The sequence below is a fragment of the Mesoflavibacter profundi genome, assembly GCF_014764305.1.
In the GTDB taxonomy this organism is placed as follows: domain Bacteria; phylum Bacteroidota; class Bacteroidia; order Flavobacteriales; family Flavobacteriaceae; genus Mesoflavibacter; species Mesoflavibacter profundi.
This window is the reverse complement of record NZ_CP061703.1, coordinates 1748276-1767277: the sequence shown is the minus strand read 5'-3', so window position 1 is coordinate 1767277 and position 19002 is coordinate 1748276. Positions and strand designations below refer to the sequence as shown.

At 32.9% G+C, this 19002-nt stretch carries 17 protein-coding genes; 10 read left to right on the top strand and 7 right to left on the bottom strand.

The genetic code is table 11. The features are described from left to right. Positions 1–73: 73 nt before the first annotated feature. From IFB02_RS07870 to IFB02_RS07855, 4 genes are all read right to left on the bottom strand, one after another. The gene (locus tag IFB02_RS07870) at positions 74–2557 is read right to left on the bottom strand and encodes a sodium-translocating pyrophosphatase (protein WP_106687821.1); all 2484 of its coding nucleotides are present in this window, start codon (positions 2555–2557) and stop codon (positions 74–76) included. 118 nt (positions 2558–2675) lie between these two features. Next, the gene (locus IFB02_RS07865; RefSeq protein ID WP_106687822.1) at positions 2676–3203 is read right to left on the bottom strand and encodes an inorganic diphosphatase; all 528 of its coding nucleotides are present in this window, start codon (positions 3201–3203) and stop codon (positions 2676–2678) included. A gap of 175 nt (positions 3204–3378) precedes the next feature. After that, positions 3379–5880, bottom strand: coding sequence for a DUF5686 and carboxypeptidase-like regulatory domain-containing protein (locus IFB02_RS07860; RefSeq protein ID WP_106687823.1), 2502 nt, complete (start codon positions 5878–5880; stop codon positions 3379–3381). Between the two features lie 78 nt (positions 5881–5958). Then, positions 5959–6936: a pyruvate dehydrogenase complex E1 component subunit beta gene (locus IFB02_RS07855; RefSeq protein WP_106687824.1), complete on the bottom strand. Its 978-nt coding sequence runs from the start codon at positions 6934–6936 to the stop codon at positions 5959–5961. Between the two features lie 242 nt (positions 6937–7178). Between IFB02_RS07855 and IFB02_RS07850 the strand changes: the two genes are divergently transcribed. The 6 genes from IFB02_RS07850 to IFB02_RS07825 all read left to right on the top strand — a co-directional run bounded on the left by IFB02_RS07850 (position 7179) and on the right by IFB02_RS07825 (position 12773). After that, positions 7179–7925: an electron transfer flavoprotein subunit beta/FixA family protein gene (locus IFB02_RS07850; protein ID WP_106687825.1), complete on the top strand. Its 747-nt coding sequence runs from the start codon at positions 7179–7181 to the stop codon at positions 7923–7925. Positions 7926–7998: 73 nt separating this feature from the next. Beyond that, complete coding sequence (locus IFB02_RS07845) at positions 7999–8961, top strand: electron transfer flavoprotein subunit alpha/FixB family protein (protein WP_106687826.1); 963 nt, start codon at positions 7999–8001, stop codon at positions 8959–8961. Between the two features lie 114 nt (positions 8962–9075). Beyond that, complete coding sequence (locus IFB02_RS07840) at positions 9076–9690, top strand: bifunctional nuclease family protein (RefSeq protein WP_106687827.1); 615 nt, start codon at positions 9076–9078, stop codon at positions 9688–9690. Positions 9691–9706: 16 nt separating this feature from the next. Continuing rightward, positions 9707–11404, top strand: coding sequence for a NupC/NupG family nucleoside CNT transporter (locus IFB02_RS07835; protein WP_106687828.1), 1698 nt, complete (start codon positions 9707–9709; stop codon positions 11402–11404). Positions 11405–11497: 93 nt separating this feature from the next. After that, on the top strand, positions 11498–12322 hold the full coding sequence (locus tag IFB02_RS07830; protein WP_106687829.1) for a thymidylate synthase: 825 nt from the start codon (positions 11498–11500) through the stop codon (positions 12320–12322). 7 nt (positions 12323–12329) lie between these two features. Next, a complete protein-coding gene (locus IFB02_RS07825; RefSeq protein ID WP_106687830.1) occupies positions 12330–12773 on the top strand; it encodes an energy transducer TonB in 444 nt (147 codons plus the stop codon). A gap of 17 nt (positions 12774–12790) precedes the next feature. Here the strand turns inward: IFB02_RS07825 and IFB02_RS07820 are convergent, their stop codons facing one another. Beyond that, the gene (locus IFB02_RS07820; protein ID WP_106687831.1) at positions 12791–13087 is read right to left on the bottom strand and encodes an isoamylase early set domain-containing protein; all 297 of its coding nucleotides are present in this window, start codon (positions 13085–13087) and stop codon (positions 12791–12793) included. 259 nt (positions 13088–13346) lie between these two features. Here IFB02_RS07820 and IFB02_RS07815 point away from each other — a divergent pair, with 259 nt between their 5' ends. From IFB02_RS07815 to lspA, 4 genes are all read left to right on the top strand, one after another. After that, a complete protein-coding gene (locus tag IFB02_RS07815; RefSeq protein WP_106687832.1) occupies positions 13347–14258 on the top strand; it encodes a dihydrofolate reductase in 912 nt (303 codons plus the stop codon). A 42-nt stretch (positions 14259–14300) separates the two neighbouring features. After that, a complete protein-coding gene (locus tag IFB02_RS07810) occupies positions 14301–15857 on the top strand; it encodes an NAD(P)/FAD-dependent oxidoreductase (RefSeq protein ID WP_106687833.1) in 1557 nt (518 codons plus the stop codon). 247 nt (positions 15858–16104) lie between these two features. Beyond that, positions 16105–16998 (top strand): ACP S-malonyltransferase, encoded by an 894-nt coding sequence (gene fabD, locus IFB02_RS07805; RefSeq protein ID WP_106687834.1) that lies wholly within the window; start codon positions 16105–16107, stop codon positions 16996–16998. Next, positions 16998–17486 (top strand): signal peptidase II, encoded by a 489-nt coding sequence (gene lspA, locus IFB02_RS07800; protein WP_106687835.1) that lies wholly within the window; start codon positions 16998–17000, stop codon positions 17484–17486. The genes fabD and lspA overlap by 1 nt, the downstream gene beginning before the upstream one ends. Positions 17487–17539: 53 nt before the next feature. On the opposite strand, the gene IFB02_RS07795 is transcribed toward lspA, so the two are convergent. Continuing rightward, positions 17540–17731, bottom strand: coding sequence for a hypothetical protein (locus IFB02_RS07795; protein ID WP_191072613.1), 192 nt, complete (start codon positions 17729–17731; stop codon positions 17540–17542). Between the two features lie 162 nt (positions 17732–17893). After that, complete coding sequence (gene galE / locus IFB02_RS07790; RefSeq protein WP_106687836.1) at positions 17894–18913, bottom strand: UDP-glucose 4-epimerase GalE; 1020 nt, start codon at positions 18911–18913, stop codon at positions 17894–17896. Positions 18914–19002: the final 89 nt, after the last annotated feature.

Sequence of the window (19002 nt, the reverse complement as noted above, 5' to 3'; positions counted from 1 at the left end):
TCTAATCCAAATATACTATAAAAAAACCTGCTATGTTAATTAGCAGGTTTTAATTTTATTTAGTCATAGTTTGTTACGCATTTGGTCTAACCTTTTCTTTTGCAATAACCTTTTTTACTGCTTTTGTTTTTAATTGCACATCTTTTAAAGCTTCTATTTTTGATTTAACTTCATCCTCTGTACCTTCAAAAACTTCTTCTTTAACTTCTTTTACTCCATTAGTTTCTGTAGTAGTTGTTACTGTTGCTTTTACAGTACCATCATTGGTTTTATTCATAAAAACTTGAACATTAACAGTTTCATTAATTTCTACATTAGAATCGATATTTGATAAGTCATGAGAATTGTCATCTTGATCAACCCAAACATGTTTTTCAACTTCTATAGTAGCTAATCCTTCTTCAGGTGAATGATTACCTAAAATTGGAGCAATTACTAATCCTACTAAGCAGGTTAACTTGATTAAAATATTCATAGATGGACCAGATGTATCTTTAAAAGGATCTCCAACAGTATCACCAGTTACTGCAGCTTTGTGTGCATCACTTCCTTTGTATTCCATTTTACCGTTAATCTCAACACCAGCTTCAAAAGATTTTTTAGCATTATCCCATGCGCCACCAGCATTGTTTTGGAAAATTGCCCACATTACACCAGATACACAAACACCAGCCATATATCCACCTAAAGGTTCGGCGCCAAAAACTAATCCTATAATTATCGGAGTAATAATCGTGATTAATCCTGGTAAAATCATTTCTTTTAATGCTGCTTTTGTAGAAATATCTACACATTTTGCATATTCTGGCGTACCTGTACCTTCCATAATTCCAGGAATTTCTTTAAACTGACGACGCACTTCTTGCACCATTTCCATTGCAGCCTTACCAACAGATTGCATTGCTAATGCCGAAAAAATAACAGGAATCATTCCTCCAACAAATAACATAGCTAATACATCTGCTTTAAAAATGTTTATTCCATCTATACCCGTAAAAGTTACGTAAGCAGCAAATAGCGCTAACGCTGTTAAAGCTGCAGATGCAATTGCAAATCCTTTACCTACTGCTGCTGTTGTGTTACCAACAGAATCTAAAATATCTGTACGTTCTCTTACGTGAGGCTCAAGTTCGCTCATTTCTGCAACTCCACCAGCATTATCTGCAATTGGTCCAAATGCATCTATTGCTAACTGCATTGCTGTAGTCGCCATCATTGCAGAAGCTGCTAATGCAACACCGTAAAAACCTGCTAACGCATAAGATCCATAAATTGCAGCTGCAAATAATATTACAGAAGCAAAAGTTGATTTCATCCCAACTGCTAAACCTGCAATAATGTTTGTTGCTGCTCCTGTAGAACTATTTTTTACTATATCTAAAACTGGCTTTTTACCTAAACTTGTATAATGCGCCGTAACCATTGATATTAATGCACCAACTGCTAATCCAATCATAGCCGCATAAAACACGTGTCTTGAAGGAATTGCCTTTACACCTTCGCCAAAAAAGCTCATTTGTAGTGTTTCTGGTAGCATCCAATCTATTAAAAACCAACTTGCAACTAATGTTAGTATGATAGCAACCCAGTTTCCTAAATCTAATGCTTTTTGTACTTGAGATTCTTTAGCTTCGTTTGAAGAAATTCTTACTAAAAACGTTCCTATTATTGATGCCAAAATACCAACACCAGCTATAACTATTGGTAGTAAGATTGGTCCCATACCATTAAAAGATTCTAAAACAGTACCAGCATCTGCCATGTCTTTAATAATATAATTACCTAATACCATTGCAGCTAAAACTGTTGCTACGTAACTACCAAATAAATCTGCGCCCATACCAGCAACATCACCAACATTATCTCCTACGTTATCTGCAATTGTAGCTGGATTTCGAGGATCGTCTTCTGGTATACCAGCTTCTACTTTTCCTACTAAATCGGCACCAACATCTGCTGCTTTTGTATAAATACCGCCACCAACACGTGCAAAAAGCGCGATAGATTCTGCTCCTAAAGAAAAACCAGCTAAGGTTTCTAATACAATGGTCATATTTTTATAGAAAGAACCTTCATTACCCATAAATTGCCCTAAAAACAATAAAAACAATAAACTAAGTCCTAAAACTGCTAAACTAGCAACACCTAATCCCATAACGGTTCCGCCACCAAAAGACACTTTTAAAGCTTGTGGTAAACTTGTCTTTGCTGCTTCGGCAGTACGTGCGTTGGCATCTGTTGCAATTCGCATTCCTATATTTCCTGCTAACGCAGAAAAAACAGCACCTATTATAAATGCAGGAATTATCATCACACTAGTGGTATCTACGACTTGAGATATTCCAAATAATGCAACTGAAGCAATTACAACAAAAATGGCTAGAAGTTTATATTCTGCATTTAAAAAAGCCAAAGCACCTTCTTTAATTGCTTTAGAAATGCCTTGCATTTTGTCATTTCCTGCTGCTTGTTTTTTTACCCAAGCCATCTTAATGAACATAAATACAAGTCCAAAAATTGCCAATAGTATTGGCACATAAATCATGTTTGATTCCATATTTATTTTGTTTGATTAGTTTATACTAATAGTAAATGTAATAAAAATGAAAGTCAATACAAAAACCCTTACATAGTTACATGTAAGGGTGAATTTTATTTAAAACTCTAAATACTAATTAAATAGTAAAGTCTCCTTTTGCTTTGTGCTCGCTATTATCGTATCTATCTACACACTTGCTTACAATTTCATAAGCTTCTTTAGCGTCTCCCCAACTTCCTACATCTACTTTCTTTTTTTCTAAATCTTTGTACACTTGGAAGAAGTGAGTAATCTCGTCTAAACGATGAGGATTAATATCTTTAATATCGTTTTTAGAATTCCAAATTGGGTCTGATACTGGTACGCAAACTATTTTTTCGTCTGGACCTTTCTCGTCTGCCATATGGAATACACCAATTGGTTTAACTTCTACAACACACATTGGAAACGTTGGCTCATGACCTAAAATTAAAACATCTAAAGGATCTCCATCTAGAGCAAGTGTTTGTGGAATAAATCCATAATCACCTGGATACATCATAGAAGAAAATAACATACGATCAAATCTAATTTTTTTTAAATCAAAATCGTATTCGTACTTGTTTCTACTTCCTTTAGGTATTTCTACTAAAGCGTCAAATGTTAATTTTCCTTTTGGGCTCATTCTAAATTATATTTTTAATTTCCGCGACAGCGAAAATTGTATTATTTACTTAAACCTTATCTAAATAAGGGCTGCAAAAGTAAGGGATTATTTACCTTTAGACAAGTGAAATGTATTTGACTTTGTAAAAATAATATAGTTTTAATACGATTTTAATGTAGAAAACTTGTGTTTTCTAAAAATAAAATCCAAAACTACCTGTAACTCCAAATTTTCTGGCTTCTGGATATAAGATTTTATCTTTATAATTTCCTCTAAAATTAAAATCTATTCTAAAGACTTTAAAGATATTTCCTACGCCAAAACTATATTCGTAGTATGGTTTTTTATTTGGAGCTTCATAAATTAATCCGGATGCATTGATATCTCTATTGTCTTGAGAAATATTACCTATAACACCTCTTGCTCCTAGAATGGCTCTTAAATTATATTTTTTTAAGAATGGAATGCGAGAAAACAGTCTTCCATTAAAGTTATGCTCTATATGAAGTGTTGCATACTCATCGGTAACAAACTCGTAAAAATCAAGATTTGAAAAGGTATTATAAATTGAAAAATAACTTTGATTACCAGGAACAACACTAAGCAAACCTAAAGGAACTTCTCCAAACGTTTTCCCTGCTTCTACAGTTGTATACAAGCGACCAAAACCGCCTAAAGCCCAAGGTTGCAAATAAGAAAATTGCAATTTAGTATAATCAAAATCACTATTAAACATACTTTTATCTCCTACTGAAATTTGAGCAAATAGTCTTGCAAAGTCATCGTTTTTGGTACGACGTTCTACTCCAAATCCTGTCATTTCTCTTTTAGGAAAATAGGATACAGATAATGCAGTTTCGTATTGCTTTACCTCGGATTTTGTTGTTGTTTGTGAAGCATCTGTATAATAATCTAAGCTAAATGTTTTTGAAGCCGATTCTAGCGTACGGTAACTACCACTTAATCGTGTTACAACATTTCTAAACGGTTCGGCTTCTATCGCTAAAGTGCTTAAATTAATGTTGGTTAATTTATCGTTGGTTCCTGTTCCTACAACGGACGAACTTGCTAAACTTCGACCTAAAACATCTGTACTATTAGTCAGGCTTGCACCAATTTGCTCGACATCACGACGGTTTCCTCCAGAAATTATTAATCTACTTTTTTTATCTAGTAACCATTTTCCTGAAATACCATATTTAAATTTATCGTCTCTAAAACCATAAGCTGTGAACCCTTCGATACGCCACAAATCATTTTGTCCAAAATAAGTACGTCCGCCAGCACGAAGTCTTACACCTTCAACTTCATTATATCCAAAGGTTGAAAATATAGGTCCGTAGTCTAAATTTAAATCATCAAACTCGATATAACCAGACGCCAAAATACTTCCTAAGTTATAAAGACGTTTAAATTTTTTTGTTTGCTTTAAAGAATCCAACATCACGTAAACGCCTTTTTCATCCTTACTTAAAGATTCCATTCTATTTTTTTCCCAAAAGCTGTCGTCTTGGTTGTAAATATCTTGGTCAAAGCTGTAGACTTTTTCTTTGTAAAATTTAGGATCTTTCTGTTGATCAAACTTATAATTATCGTAAAGTGTGGTACGTTTACCGTAAATTCCTTTTGATTTTTCTTTTTTATTAAAGGCAAAATCTGACATAAAGTAATCTCGCTTTATTAAAAACACAGAGTCGTTTAATACTTCAAATTCTTGCTCTATATAAATTTCTTTCACCCAATTTATATTAGCACTTTTAGAGGCTTGAAGATTTATACTTTTAAGCGCAAATGTGGTGTCTGCTACCCAAAAATCACCTTTAAATGTAAGCTCGTTTTTACGTCTAGGGTAATAAATAATATTGTAACACCATTTATTATCTATGTATGTACTATCTGAAAGCACATAATTATAAGTTTGAATTCCAGTTCTAGAAATTGGACTAACAAAGCTTTTATCAAAAAACTTTAGATAGTTATTATATACGTCGTAATCTGAGTATAAATCGTCTACAAAATCTATTATTATTTGATTATTACTGAAGCCTGAGTTTTTATTTCCTTTTAATATTTCTCGTTTTTCGTTTATTATATTATCACCGTAAACTTCGCTAGCGGCTTCATTAATAAACATTGGCAGATACGTTTTACCGGTCACTCTTGATGTATCTACTTGATCAAAAACAAACTCCATGCCTTTAAACAACTTGCTGTTAATTAGCGAGCTATCTATAGTGTTTAGATCAAATTCAACCTTTTCGTATTTATCGTATTGGTATTGTTTATACTGTTTAAGTCCATTACTACGTTTATTGGCCCAAATTTTTTTTAAAATATCTATAGCAGGATTATTTTTTTTAGGTTGTTTACCTGAGACTATAACGACTTCATCTAATGCTGCAGCTTCTTCTTCTAGTGTTACTTTTAACTCATAGGTCACTCTTTTTTCAAGTTGAATTTCTTGCGTTTGAAAACCAATAAAAGATATTTTTAATACATCCCAAGTGTTTTCATCTTCAATATAAAATGTCCCTTCTTCATTTGTAATTACACCTACAGAAGACCCTTTGAATACAACATTTGCAAAAGGTACTGGATTATCAGAAGCATCAAATACTTGACCACTAACTTTGGTTTGTGCATTAACAGATAATACTACAAAAAAGAAAAAGAGGATAGAAAAAAGTCTATTCATTAACTAAAGTTTATATATAAAAAAACTTCATCAACAATCGTGCTAATGAAGTTTTGTTATTACGAATGTAACATTTTTTTATTTGTACATCACTTTTTTAACAGCCTTTATCACATCGTTATGGTTTGGTAACCATTCTTCTAACAATACTGGACTGTAAGGCGCAGGTGTATCTGCAGTGTTAATTTTTACAACTGGTGCATCTAAATAATCAAATGCTTCACTTTGTACAAGGTAAGTAATTTCAGTCGCTACGTTACCAAAAGGCCAAGCTTCTTCTAAAACTACTAAACGGTTTGTTTTCTTTACAGACTCTAAGATAGCTTTTCTATCCATTGGTCTAACAGTACGAAGATCTATAATTTCTACAGAGATTCCTTCTTTTTCAAGTTCGTCTGCTGCTTTGTAAGCTTCTTTAATAATTTTTCCGAAAGAAACGATAGTTACATCTGTACCTTCACGCTTAATATCTGCAACACCTAATGGTATAGTATATTCTCCTTCTGGCACTTCACCTTTATCACCATACATTTGCTCAGATTCCATAAAAATAACTGGATCGTCATCACGAATAGCAGATTTTAATAATCCTTTTGCATCGTATGGATTAGAAGGCACGACAACTTTTAAACCTGGCGTATTTGCAAACCAGCTCTCAAAAGCCTGACTATGCGTTGCTGCTAATTGTCCTGCAGAAGCTGTTGGACCTCTAAAAACGATTGGACATTTAAATTGCCCACCAGACATTTGTCTAATTTTTGCAGCGTTATTTATGATTTGATCAATACCAACTAAAGAGAAGTTAAAGGTCATGTACTCTACAATTGGTCTATTTCCTGTCATAGTAGATCCAATTGCTACACCAGCAAAACCAAGCTCTGCAATTGGCGTATCGATTACACGTTTAGGACCAAACTCGTCCAACATACCTTTAGATGCTTTGTAGGCACCATTATATTCTGCTACTTCTTCACCCATTAAGTAAATACTTTCGTCACGACGCATTTCTTCGCTCATGGCTTCTGCAATAGCTTCTCTAAACTGTATTGTCTTCATTATTATTTCAATTTGAAGAGCAAAAATAAGAATTAATCAAAAAATACTCGTAAAAGAATTATTTAAAATTTATTATGCACGCATAGTAAATTTTAAAAATAATTCCATATCTTCGTAACCACAATATCTTAGAGCGATTTATGCTCTAAAATTTTATTAAAAAATTGCTGTTTATACACTATTACTACAACGTTTTAGTAAACTAACAAGCTATAATTATTAAACTTTAAAAAGTATAAAATATGAAAATTTTAGTGTGTATTAGTCATGTACCAGACACTACTTCAAAAATTAATTTTACCGATGGTGATTCTAAATTTGACACAAATGGTGTACAATTTGTTATTAATCCTAATGACGAATTTGGATTAACAAGAGCTATGTGGTTTAAAGAAAAACAAGGTGCTTCTGTAGATGTTGTTAACGTTGGCGGTGCAGAAACTGAACCTACTTTAAGAAAAGCTTTAGCTATTGGAGCAGACAATGCTATTAGAGTTAACACAGAAGCTAAAGATGGCTATCAAGTAGCTAAAGAAATTGCTAATGTAGTTAAAGATGGTGGTTACGATTTAGTTATTGCTGGTCGTGAATCTATTGATTATAATGGCGGTATGGTACCAGGTATGTTAGCAGAAATGACTAACGCTAATTTTGTAACTAACTGTATAGGTTTAGAAGTTGATGGTACAAATGCTAAAGCAGTAAGAGAAATTGATGGTGGAAAAGAAACTGTATCAACATCTTTACCTTTAGTTATTGGAGGTCAAAAAGGATTGGTTGAAGAAAGTGATTTACGTATACCAAACATGAGAGGTATTATGATGGCTCGTAAAAAACCTTTAACTGTTTTAGAGCCAAGCGGAGCTAATACAGAAACTGGCTCGGTTAAATTTGAAAAACCTGCACCAAAAGGTGAAGTCACTTTAGTTGCACCAGATAATTTAGATAAGTTAGTAGAGCTTTTACACAACGAAGCTAAAGTAATATAAATCCCATTTTCTAATTCCAACAAAGCTATTTTGGAATTTAGTTTTTGGAATTTTAATTTTTAAAAAAACAATTATGTCAATATTAGTATATACAGAGTCAGAAAACGGAACTTTTAAAAAATCTGCTTTTGAAGTTGCATCTTATGCAAAAGCTGTAGCAGATCAAATGGGTACAACAGTAACTGCTGTTGCTGTTAACGTATCAGATGTTTCTCAATTAGGAACATACGGTGTAGATAAAGTATTAAATGTTTCTAATGACAATTTAAAAACCTTTAATGCAAAAGCATACGCTTCTGTATTAGAGCAAGCTGCTAAACAAGAAGCAGCTAAAGTAGTCGTGTTAGGTCAAACAGCAGATAGCAAATATTTAGCTCCAGTTTTAGCAGTAAAATTAGATGCTGGTTACGCCTCTAATGTAGTAGCTGTCCCAACTTCTACTTCACCATTTACTGTAAAACGTACAGCATTTACAAACAAAGCTTTTAATTTTACATCAATAGATACAGAAGTTAAAATTATTGGAGTATCTAACAACGCGTTTGGATTAGTAGAAAATACAGCCAATGCATCTTCAGAAGATTTTTCACCATCTGTTGAAGCGTCTGGTGTAACTGTAGATTCTGTAGATAAAGTAACAGATAAAGTTACTATTGCAGATGCAGACATCGTAGTATCTGCTGGAAGAGGATTAAAAGGTCCAGAAAACTGGGCAATGGTAGAAGAATTAGCAGATGTTTTAGGTGCTGCTACAGCATGTTCTAAACCAGTATCTGATTTAGGATGGAGACCTCATAGCGAACACGTTGGACAAACAGGAAAGCCTGTAGCTTCTAACCTATACATTGCAATAGGAATTAGTGGAGCAATACAACACTTAGCCGGTATTAACGCATCAAAAGTAAAAGTTGTTATAAACACAGATCCAGAAGCACCTTTCTTTAAAGCTGCAGATTATGGCGTTGTTGGTGACGCTTTTGAAGTTGTTCCTCAATTAATTGAAAAACTAAAAGCTTTTAAAGCAGCAAACGCTTAATTTTTTTTAACTTTAAGTCTGATATAACAAGGACTGTTTAAATTTTGTACAAAAATCTAAGCCTAACGGTTTGGTAAAGTCCTAATTTAAACAGTTCTTTGTGTTTTTGACAGAATGAGTTTAGTAAGATTAAATATTAAAGGAATATCTTATAGCCAAACCCAAAATGGCGCCTATGCGTTAATTTTAAATGAGGTAGATGGTGACCGCAAACTTCCTATTGTTATTGGTGCTTTTGAAGCACAATCTATTGCTATTGCATTAGAAAAAGAAATAAAACCTCCAAGACCACTTACACACGATTTGTTTAAAAATTTCGCAGACCGTTTTGACATTGTGGTAAAACAAGTTATCATTCATAAATTAGTAGATGGTGTATTCTATTCATCATTAATTTGCGAAAGAGATAAAATTGAAGAAATTATAGATGCTAGAACAAGTGATGCGATAGCTTTAGCATTACGTTTTCAAGCTCCGATATTTACCTACAAAAATATTTTAGATAAAGCAGGAATCTACTTAAAAGTCGATCCAAAAACGGAAGACGATAACGAAGATGATGTTTTAATAGAAGAAATTATTAATGAAGAACTTGAAGTAGAAACTTCTGCAGAAGACATATACAAGTCTAAAAGCATTGAAGAACTTCATAACCTTTTAGATGAAGCTGTTAACAACGAAGACTACGAAAAAGCAGCCAAAATTAGAGACGAAATATCTAAAAGATAACCTTACCTTTTTACAGATGAAAAAATTATTACTAGTAACTGCTACAATTATTTTAGCCATCAGTTCTACATTTGCTCAAGAAATAAGCAAAGACTGGCTTTTAGATTCTAGCAACATAAATGTTACAGCTTCAGAAAGCAAACCAGTAATTATAGAAAAAAACGCCTTATTAAAACTTAACAAAGGTGCTTTTAAATTAAAAGACGCTACAGGAGATTATATTCATCAAAACAATTTACTTGTTTTTTACTACGATACTCCGTTTGAAATGGTAAAACGATTTAAGGTAAAAACTTTAACAGATTCTACTTTAGTTTTAGTTCAAAAAGAAAACACTTACAACTTTGTAGTTAAACCTTCAAAAAAAACAGAAGCTGCTATAGCGGCGACAGATCAAATAATACCTAATCAAGGATTTTCGTTTACAAGTTTAGGGCGTGGCGTTTTAGGTATGGTTTGCTTAGTATTAATTGCCTTTTTATTTAGTAGTAACCGTAAAGCTATAGACTGGAAAATTGTTGGAATTGGACTTGCATTTCAACTTATAATAGCAATCGGAGTTTTAAAAGTAGACTTTGTAAAAACAGCTTTTGAATTTGTTGGAGGATTATTTGTTAGTGTATTAGATTTTACACGCGCTGGAAGTAAATTTTTATTTGAAGGTTTAGTCGTAGACATGGATACTTTTGGGTACATATTTGCTTTTCAAGTATTACCTACAATAATTTTCTTCTCGGCGCTTACATCTGTTTTATTTTATCTTGGTGTCATCCAAAAGCTAGTAAAAGCTATGGCTTGGCTACTATCTAAAGCTCTAAAAATTTCTGGAGCCGAAAGTTTATCGGTTGCCGGAAATATATTTTTAGGACAAACCGAAGCGCCGTTACTAATCAAAGCGTATTTAGAAAAGATGAATAAATCTGAAATGCTTCTAGTCATGATTGGTGGTATGGCTACTGTTGCTGGTGCAGTACTAGCTGCATATATAGGATTTTTAGGTGGTGAAGATGAAGCGTTACGTCTATTCTATGCAAAGCACTTATTAGCAGCTTCTGTTATGGCAGCGCCTGGTGCAATTGTAATTTCTAAAATATTATTTCCTCAAACCGAAAAAGTTAATACAGACGTTGAAGTATCTCAAGAAAAAATTGGATCTAACATATTAGATGCTATTGCCAATGGTACAACAGAAGGTTTAAGATTAGCTGTAAATGTTGGTGCAATGCTTTTAGTATTTGTAGCTTTTATTGCTATGGTTAATGGTATTTTAGGTTGGGTTGGAGATGTTACCACTTTTAACACATGGATAGCAGATAATACACCATATCAAAATTTATCTTTAGAACTTATTTTAGGATATGTATTCTCACCATTAATGTGGTTAATTGGTGTTGCTAAAGAAGACATGGCTTTAATGGGACAATTACTAGGCATCAAATTAGCCGCATCTGAATTTATTGGATATATTCAGTTAGCAGATTTAAAAAACATAGCAAATCCAACTCATTTAAAGTATGAAAAGTCCATTATTATGGCAACGTATATGCTTTGTGGTTTTGCTAATTTTGCTTCTATTGGTATCCAAATAGGCGGTATAGGATCTTTAGCGCCTGGACAACGTAAAACTTTATCTCAATTTGGTATAAAGGCTTTAATTGGAGGAACGATTGCTTCGCTAATTTCAGCAACAATTGCAGGAATGATTATTGGTTAAAAACCGTTAATAACTTTTAAATAATAAAAAGGGTTAAGTCATATAGATTTAACCCTTATTTTTTATTTTTAAATCCTTGAAACAGAAAAGACAATGAAGCAATATCACGACCTTGTAAAGCACGTTTTAGAACACGGCAACGCAAAAGAAGACCGAACAGGAACAGGTACCAAAAGTGTGTTTGGTTACCAAATGAGATTTGATTTAAGTGAAGGTTTCCCAATGGTAACCACAAAAAAACTGCACTTAAAATCTATTATCTACGAGTTACTTTGGTTTTTAAAAGGTGATACTAACATAAATTATTTACAAGAAAACGGAGTAAGAATCTGGAACGAATGGGCTGACGAGAATGGTAATCTTGGTCCTGTATATGGTCACCAATGGAGAAACTGGAATAGTGACGAGATTGACCAAATTAAAGATGTGATAGACACACTAAAAAACAATCCTGACAGTAGACGTATGTTAGTATCTGCATGGAATCCTTCTGTAATGCCAGACACTTCAAAAAGTTTTAGCGACAATGTAGCTAATGGCAAAGCAGCATTACCACCATGTCATGCGTTTTTTCAGTTTTATGTGGCTAATGGTAAATTATCTTGCCAACTATATCAACGTAGTGCAGATATCTTTTTAGGTGTACCATTTAACATTGCATCTTATGCTTTATTTACAATGATGATGGCACAAGTTTGTGGTTACGAAGCTGGAGAATTTATTCACACCTTTGGAGATGCTCATATTTACAATAACCATTTAGAGCAATTGGAACTGCAATTATCTAGAGACTGCAGACCTTTACCAACCATGAAACTAAATCCAGAAATCACAGATATTTTCGATTTTAAATTTGAAGATTTTAAACTGGAAAATTACAATCCGCATCCTCATATTAAAGGTGTTGTTGCAGTATAAAATTCTAATGATTAAAAAATTAACATTTGTATTAGTTGCAATTTTAACAACACAATGGGCTTTTACCCAAGAAAAGGAGACTGAAGACATACCGTTATCTTATGTAATGGTAACTCCTATTTATCCAGGTTGCGAAGATGAAACTAACAATTATTTTAGGAAAAGTTGTTTTTCCAAAAAAATAAACGAGCACTTTTTTGAATATTTTGATGTTAGAAAAGCAACCAAAAAAACAAAACTAAAACCCGGAAAATATAAAATATATATTTCCTTTGTGGTTAATACTGAAGGTAAAATTACTAAGATAAAAACAAGTGCACCTCATAAAAACATAGAAAAAGAAGCAAGAAGAGTAATGTCTTTTTTACCAAAAATAACGCCTGGTAAAATTAATGGTTTACCATCAGATGTTCCGTTCTCACTTCCTGTACTATTTGAAATAACCAGGTAAACTTGCTTTTATAACTTTTAAAGTTGTAACACACTGTTATTAGAACACGCATAATCGTTCCAATTGTAAGCATCTGCTTCTACTTCATTTTGCCATTCACCATCTATTACATATTTAAATTCATAATCCTTACCAGATTCTAAATTTACTGTGCCTTTAAATAATCCGTTTTTTAATTTTTTTAATGGTTCGGCATTTGTATTCCAATTATTCCAATTACCTGCAACAAAAACTGTATCTGCTGTTTCTGCAGGCACTGTAAAAGTGACTTTACAAACTGGTTTACTTTTTAAAAATTGTTTCTTAATAGACATAACTTGTTGATTTTTTGCAATCTAAAATTAAGTAACATTTTAACACCAAACTATAGTTTAACATTCATTTTAAATACTTTTATCAATTTGATAATATTAAGGCTTAAAAATTTCATTTTGAAGTAAAAAACTCATTAATTATTATCAAAAAATTCATTTTAACACCAACTATATAGTTAATTTTCAAGCAGTAAGGAATAAAAAAATATAAATTAATTTCAATAAATAAAATCTTAACTTTACATAAAAAATATAAGACATGTTTGGTAAAAAGAAACAACAACCTCAAATAGATAAAGAGCAATTAGAATTAATTAAAAATGCTCAAAAACGTATTAAACAAAAAAAACGCCTATACTATCATTTTGTTATTTTTTTAATTGGTGCTTTATTTTTAATCTTAGCGAATACCGTTTTAGGTATAGGTCAAGATCTAAAGATTTTTGGTCAAGATTGGTTTGTAATTGCTATTATTGTTTGGTTATTCTTATTTGTTTTTCATTTATTTAATGTGTTTGTTACTCATAAATTTATGGGTAAAGATTGGGAAGAACAACAACTAGCCAAACTTGTAGAAAAACAAAAAGTACGCATAGAAAAACTAAAAACGCAATTGGAAAAAGAAGATTTAACCATTGCCGAAAGCCAATTATTCAATCAAAAAAACAGCAAAGTAGTAGACAACTTAACTATGATTGTTGCGGCTGGAGAAAATAATGAAATTGGAAAGGATAACGACTTAATTTGGCATTTAAGTGACGATCTTAAACGCTTTAAATCACTAACTTCTGGACATCATATAATTATGGGTCGTAAGACTTTTGAAAGTTTTCCAAAACCGTTACCAAATCGCACACATATTGTAATAACAAGACAATCAAATTATACAGCGCCAGATGGTGTTATAATTGTTAATAGCTTAGAAGACGCAATAAACATAGCTAAAAAAGACTCACAACCTTTTATTATTGGTGGCGGAGAAATTTACAAGCAAGCTATGCCATACGCTAGCAAAATAGAAATTACGCGTGTACATGCTACATTTCCGGAAGCAGATACTTTTTTCCCGAAAATAGATACTTCAATATTTAAAGAAATCTCAAATGTTTTTCATAAAAAAGATGATAAACATCAATATGAGTTTTCGTTTTTAACTTTTGAGAGAATTTAATTTATTACATAGTTTCATTCAAAATTTACCTAATTTCGCATTATGGTAAAAGACATTCAACTTCGTGTTTCTCTTAAAGAAGAAGAAATCCCAGATATATTATTAATTAAATCTGCGGAATGGTTGTCTATACCGCGTGAAGATATTTCGGGCATTAAAATCCTACGTAAATCTATCGATGCACGTAAGCCAAAAATTATCTTCAACTATAAAGTATCGGTCTTTATAAAAGAACCTGTTCCAGAAACTTCCGACTATCATTTTGAATACAAAGACGTATCTAACGCTAAACCTATTCATATTATTGGTTTTGGTCCTGCTGGTATGTATGCAGCATTGCGCTGTGTAGAACTTGGTTACAAACCCATCGTTTTAGAACGTGGTGCTAATGTGCAAGACAGACGTCGTGATCTTAAAGCCATAAATCAAGATCATTTTGTAAACGAAGATTCTAATTACTGTTTTGGCGAAGGTGGTGCAGGTACATATTCTGACGGAAAACTATACACACGTAGTTTAAAACGTGGTGATGTACGTCGTATTTTTGAAAATCTTGTCTTTCATGGCGCAACAGATCAAATTCTGGTCGATGCGCATCCGCATATTGGTACTAACAAACTACCAAAAGTCGTTCAAAATATTAGACAAACTATTTTAGATTTTGGTGGCGAAATTCATTTTAATACACGCGTTACCGATTTCATTATAAAAAATGAAAAAATAGTTGCGCTTCAACTTAATAATGGTGAGGAATTAACTACCGAAAAAGTAATTCTTGCAACAGGTCATTCTGCAAGAGATATTTTCTATTTATTAAATAAAAAACAAATAGCAATTGAGGCTAAAAGTTTTGCAATGGGCGTACGTGCAGAGCATCCTCAACAGATTATTGACAACATTCAATACCATTGTTCTGGCGAAAGACATCCGTTATTACCAGCTGCTTCATACAGTTTAGTTCAGCAAGTAAATGGACGTGGCGTATACAGTTTTTGTATGTGTCCTGGCGGATTTATTGTTCCTGCAGCAACTGCAAATGGCGAAGTTGTAGTTAATGGTATGTCGCCTTCTAGACGAAACAATAAATTTGCTAATTCTGGTATTGTTGTTGAAATTAATGCGGACAAAGATTTACATAAATACGAACAATTTGGCGCTTTAAAAGCATTAGAATTTCAAAAAGATTTTGAAAAATTAGCCTTTACCTCTGGTAATCGTGATCAAACTGCGCCAGCACAACGTATGACCGATTTTGTAGAAGGTAGATTATCTTCAACTTTAAACGAAACGTCTTATCAACCAGGTATAAAAAGTGCGCCTTTACACAGTTTATTTCCTAAAATTATAGGTAGTGCTTTACGTAAAGGTTTTAAAGCTTTTGGTGATAAAATGAAAGGCTATTACACCGAAGAAGCTAATATTATTGGTGTAGAATCGCGTACCTCATCACCAGTTAGTATCCCAAGAACAGACCAATTACATCATCCAGAAATCACCAATTTATACCCTTGTGGCGAAGGTGCTGGTTATGCTGGCGGAATTATTAGCGCAGCAATGGATGGCGAACGCTGTGCAGAAGCTGCTACTGGGAATTTGTAATTTATAGATCCAAAAATATAAAGACAAGAACCTAGATTTTTTCTAATATTTTAAATCAATTTAACATAGTTCTCGATACAACGCTTCTATCGTCGCGTTACTCGAACTGACGCCATGTAGTTATTAATTTTGTTCACTTCGAATGATTTGTAAAGTATGAACAAATTGTATCGAGAAGCTTTAAAAGCAATAGTTTTCTTTAATATTTTATTCCTATTTTTGCTCAATAATTAAGAAACTAAATTTAATGAAAGCATATATTTTTCCTGGTCAAGGTGCTCAGTTTACTGGTATGGGACTTGATTTATACGAAAACTCTCCAGAAGCTCAACATTTATTTGAAGATGCTAACTCAATTTTAGGGTTTAACATCACAGATATTATGTTTGAAGGTACTGCAGACCAATTAAAAGAAACTAAAGTAACACAACCTGCTATCTTTTTACATTCGGTAATTTTAGCAAAAACTTTAGGTGATAGTTTTAAACCTGATATGGTAGCTGGTCACTCTTTAGGTGAGTTTTCTGCATTAGTAGCAAACGGAACATTAAGCTTTGAAGATGGTTTAAAATTAGTATCACAACGTGCTATGGCTATGCAAAAAGCTTGCGAAATCCAACCAAGTACTATGGCGGCTGTTTTAGGTTTAGAAGACAAATTAGTTGAAGATATTTGTGCAAAAACTGAAGGTATTGTTGTTGCTGCTAACTACAACTGTCCAGGTCAATTAGTAATCTCTGGAGAAGTAGAAGCAATCAATCGCGCATGTGAAGCTATGAAAGAAGCTGGCGCAAGACGTGCTTTAGTACTACCTGTTGGTGGCGCATTTCACTCGCCAATGATGGAACCAGCTAGAGAAGAATTAGCTGCAGCTATAGAAAACACAACATTTAGCAAACCTAATTGCCCAATATACCAAAACGTAACAGCTAGCGCTATTATAGATGAAACTGAAATTAAGGCTAATTTAATTTCGCAATTAACAGCGCCTGTACGTTGGACACAATCTGTACAACAAATGATTACTGATGGTGCTACACTTTTTACTGAAGTTGGTCCTGGAAAAGTTTTACAAGGCTTAGTAAAAAAGATTGATAGATCTGCTGAAACTGAATCTGCAACAATAAGTACAGAGCAATAATGAGCGCAAGAAACATACTTATTACTGCATTAATTTTTCTTAACATTGCTATTGACCAAATCTCTAAGTTTATTGTAAGAGCAGAAGTTGCTAAAGGAAGCGTTAGTGAAATTATAGGAGATGTTTTTACGCTTCATAATGTAGAAAACGAAGGCGCATTTTTAGGAATGGGAAGCGATTTTAGTCCTGGATTAAGAATCGCATTGCTACTAATTTTACCAATATTAGTTTTAGCTTTTGTCTTAAGACATATCATAAAAGAAAAAACAATGGACAATATGACCTTAGTTGGGTTTTGTTGTATTATTGGTGGCGGAATAGCAAATGTTTACGATCGTATTGTTTATGGATCTGTTACCGACTTTTTACATTTAGATTTTGGTGGTTTTTTAAGAACCGGAATTTTTAACATTGCAGATGTTTCTGTAATGGTTGGAATGGGTTGTTTAATTGTAGGTAGCTTTAAAAAGAAAAAAGACGCCAAATAAACTTACTAATATCATATAAAAAAAGCCTCGAAAATTTCGAGGCTTTTTTTATGTTATCTAGCTAAGTTGCAATCTATGCAATCTTTAACTTCGCCGTAATACGTTTCGCGATATTTGTGTAATGTTTTAATAGGAATACCTAATAAGTGCTTCTTAATGTAGGTGACTTTTGCAGTTAATTTACCCATTTTTGGTGTAAACCTGTCTTCGTGTTTTGTTTGTCTTTTGACGGTAATCAATTTCATTGTTTTATCATTTGCATTAGCTACAAAATAAACAAGAATATTAACCAATCACGAATTTAAAACATTAAAATATTGTTAATCAGAATATTAATAAGATATGCTTAACGATTTATCAGATTACTTACGTATTTGACAATTTAATACCGAATAATTTATAATATACTAATTTGAATTTAAGCGTTGTTGCCATTTCCAAGCAGATGTCATAGCGTCGTCAAGTGAAGATTCTGCTTTCCAACCCAAAACTTGATTGGCTTTTGTCGTGTCTGCATATGCAGAAATAACATCACCTTCTCTTCTATTGGCAATCTTATAATTTAATTTCTCTCCAGAAACACGCTCAAAAGAATTTATGACTTCTAACACGCTACTACCTGTTCCTGTTCCTAAATTAAAATACTCGTAATTACTTGTATTATTAGATTCTAACAAGCGTTGTAAAGCGACAACGTGTGCTTTTGCTACATCTACTACATGAATGTAATCTCTTATACACGTTCCATCTGGTGTTGGATAATCATCACCAAAAACAGATAGTTGTTCGCGTATTCCAACTCCTGTTTGTGTGATAAATGGCACTAAGTTTTGTGGTACTCCAATTGGTAATTCTCCTATTTTTGCTGTTGGATGTGCTCCAATTGGATTAAAATATCGTAAAGCGATTGCATTTAATTTTGGTGTGACTTTACAGGTGTCTTTAATAATTTCTTCACCTATTTGTTTGGTATTACCATAAGGTGATTCGGCAGGTTTTATTGGCGCGTTTTCTGAAATTGGTAATTCATCTGCTTGCCCATAAACGGTACAAGACGAACTAAAGATGAAATTAGATTGCTCTAATTTTGTTAATTCTTGCAACACATAAACCAGAGTGTTTATATTATTTTCATAATACATTAACGGTTGTTCTACACTTTCTCCAACTGCTTTACTTGCTGCAAAATGTATAACACCAACTATATCTTGATGGTTTAAAAAGAATTTTTGGACTTTGGATTTTTCTTTTAAGTCTAGATTTTCAAAAATTGGTGCTTTACCTGTAATACTAACAATACCGTCTAATACTTTTATTGATGAATTTGATAAATTATCAATTATAACGACTTCAAAACCTTTGTTTTGAAGCTCGACTACGGTATGCGAACCGATAAATCCTAATCCTCCTGTTACTAGTACCTTCATTGGCTGGAATGTGCGTTAGGGATTGAGCAATTGTTGGAACACATCTTTGATTGCGACTTGCGAAAGCCCGACCCTTTACGGGTAACGCC

Bases quoted from the DNA above. Each gene is read 5' to 3' on its own strand.
- IFB02_RS07870 (WP_106687821.1), bottom strand. From the start codon at position 2,557: ATGGAATCAAACATGATTTATGTGCCAATACTATTGGCAATTTTTGGA.
- IFB02_RS07865 (WP_106687822.1), bottom strand. From the start codon at position 3,203: ATGAGCCCAAAAGGAAAATTAACATTTGACGCTTTAGTAGAAATACCT.
- IFB02_RS07860 (WP_106687823.1), bottom strand. From the start codon at position 5,880: ATGAATAGACTTTTTTCTATCCTCTTTTTCTTTTTTGTAGTATTATCT.
- IFB02_RS07855 (WP_106687824.1), bottom strand. From the start codon at position 6,936: ATGAAGACAATACAGTTTAGAGAAGCTATTGCAGAAGCCATGAGCGAA.
- IFB02_RS07850 (WP_106687825.1), top strand. From the start codon at position 7,179: ATGAAAATTTTAGTGTGTATTAGTCATGTACCAGACACTACTTCAAAA.
- IFB02_RS07845 (WP_106687826.1), top strand. From the start codon at position 7,999: ATGTCAATATTAGTATATACAGAGTCAGAAAACGGAACTTTTAAAAAA.
- IFB02_RS07840 (WP_106687827.1), top strand. From the start codon at position 9,076: ATGAGTTTAGTAAGATTAAATATTAAAGGAATATCTTATAGCCAAACC.
- IFB02_RS07835 (WP_106687828.1), top strand. From the start codon at position 9,707: ATGAAAAAATTATTACTAGTAACTGCTACAATTATTTTAGCCATCAGT.
- IFB02_RS07830 (WP_106687829.1), top strand. From the start codon at position 11,498: ATGAAGCAATATCACGACCTTGTAAAGCACGTTTTAGAACACGGCAAC.
- IFB02_RS07825 (WP_106687830.1), top strand. From the start codon at position 12,330: ATGATTAAAAAATTAACATTTGTATTAGTTGCAATTTTAACAACACAA.
- IFB02_RS07820 (WP_106687831.1), bottom strand. From the start codon at position 13,087: ATGTCTATTAAGAAACAATTTTTAAAAAGTAAACCAGTTTGTAAAGTC.
- IFB02_RS07815 (WP_106687832.1), top strand. From the start codon at position 13,347: ATGTTTGGTAAAAAGAAACAACAACCTCAAATAGATAAAGAGCAATTA.
- IFB02_RS07810 (WP_106687833.1), top strand. From the start codon at position 14,301: ATGGTAAAAGACATTCAACTTCGTGTTTCTCTTAAAGAAGAAGAAATC.
- fabD (WP_106687834.1), top strand. From the start codon at position 16,105: ATGAAAGCATATATTTTTCCTGGTCAAGGTGCTCAGTTTACTGGTATG.
- lspA (WP_106687835.1), top strand. From the start codon at position 16,998: ATGAGCGCAAGAAACATACTTATTACTGCATTAATTTTTCTTAACATT.
- IFB02_RS07795 (WP_191072613.1), bottom strand. From the start codon at position 17,731: ATGAAATTGATTACCGTCAAAAGACAAACAAAACACGAAGACAGGTTT.
- galE (WP_106687836.1), bottom strand. From the start codon at position 18,913: ATGAAGGTACTAGTAACAGGAGGATTAGGATTTATCGGTTCGCATACC.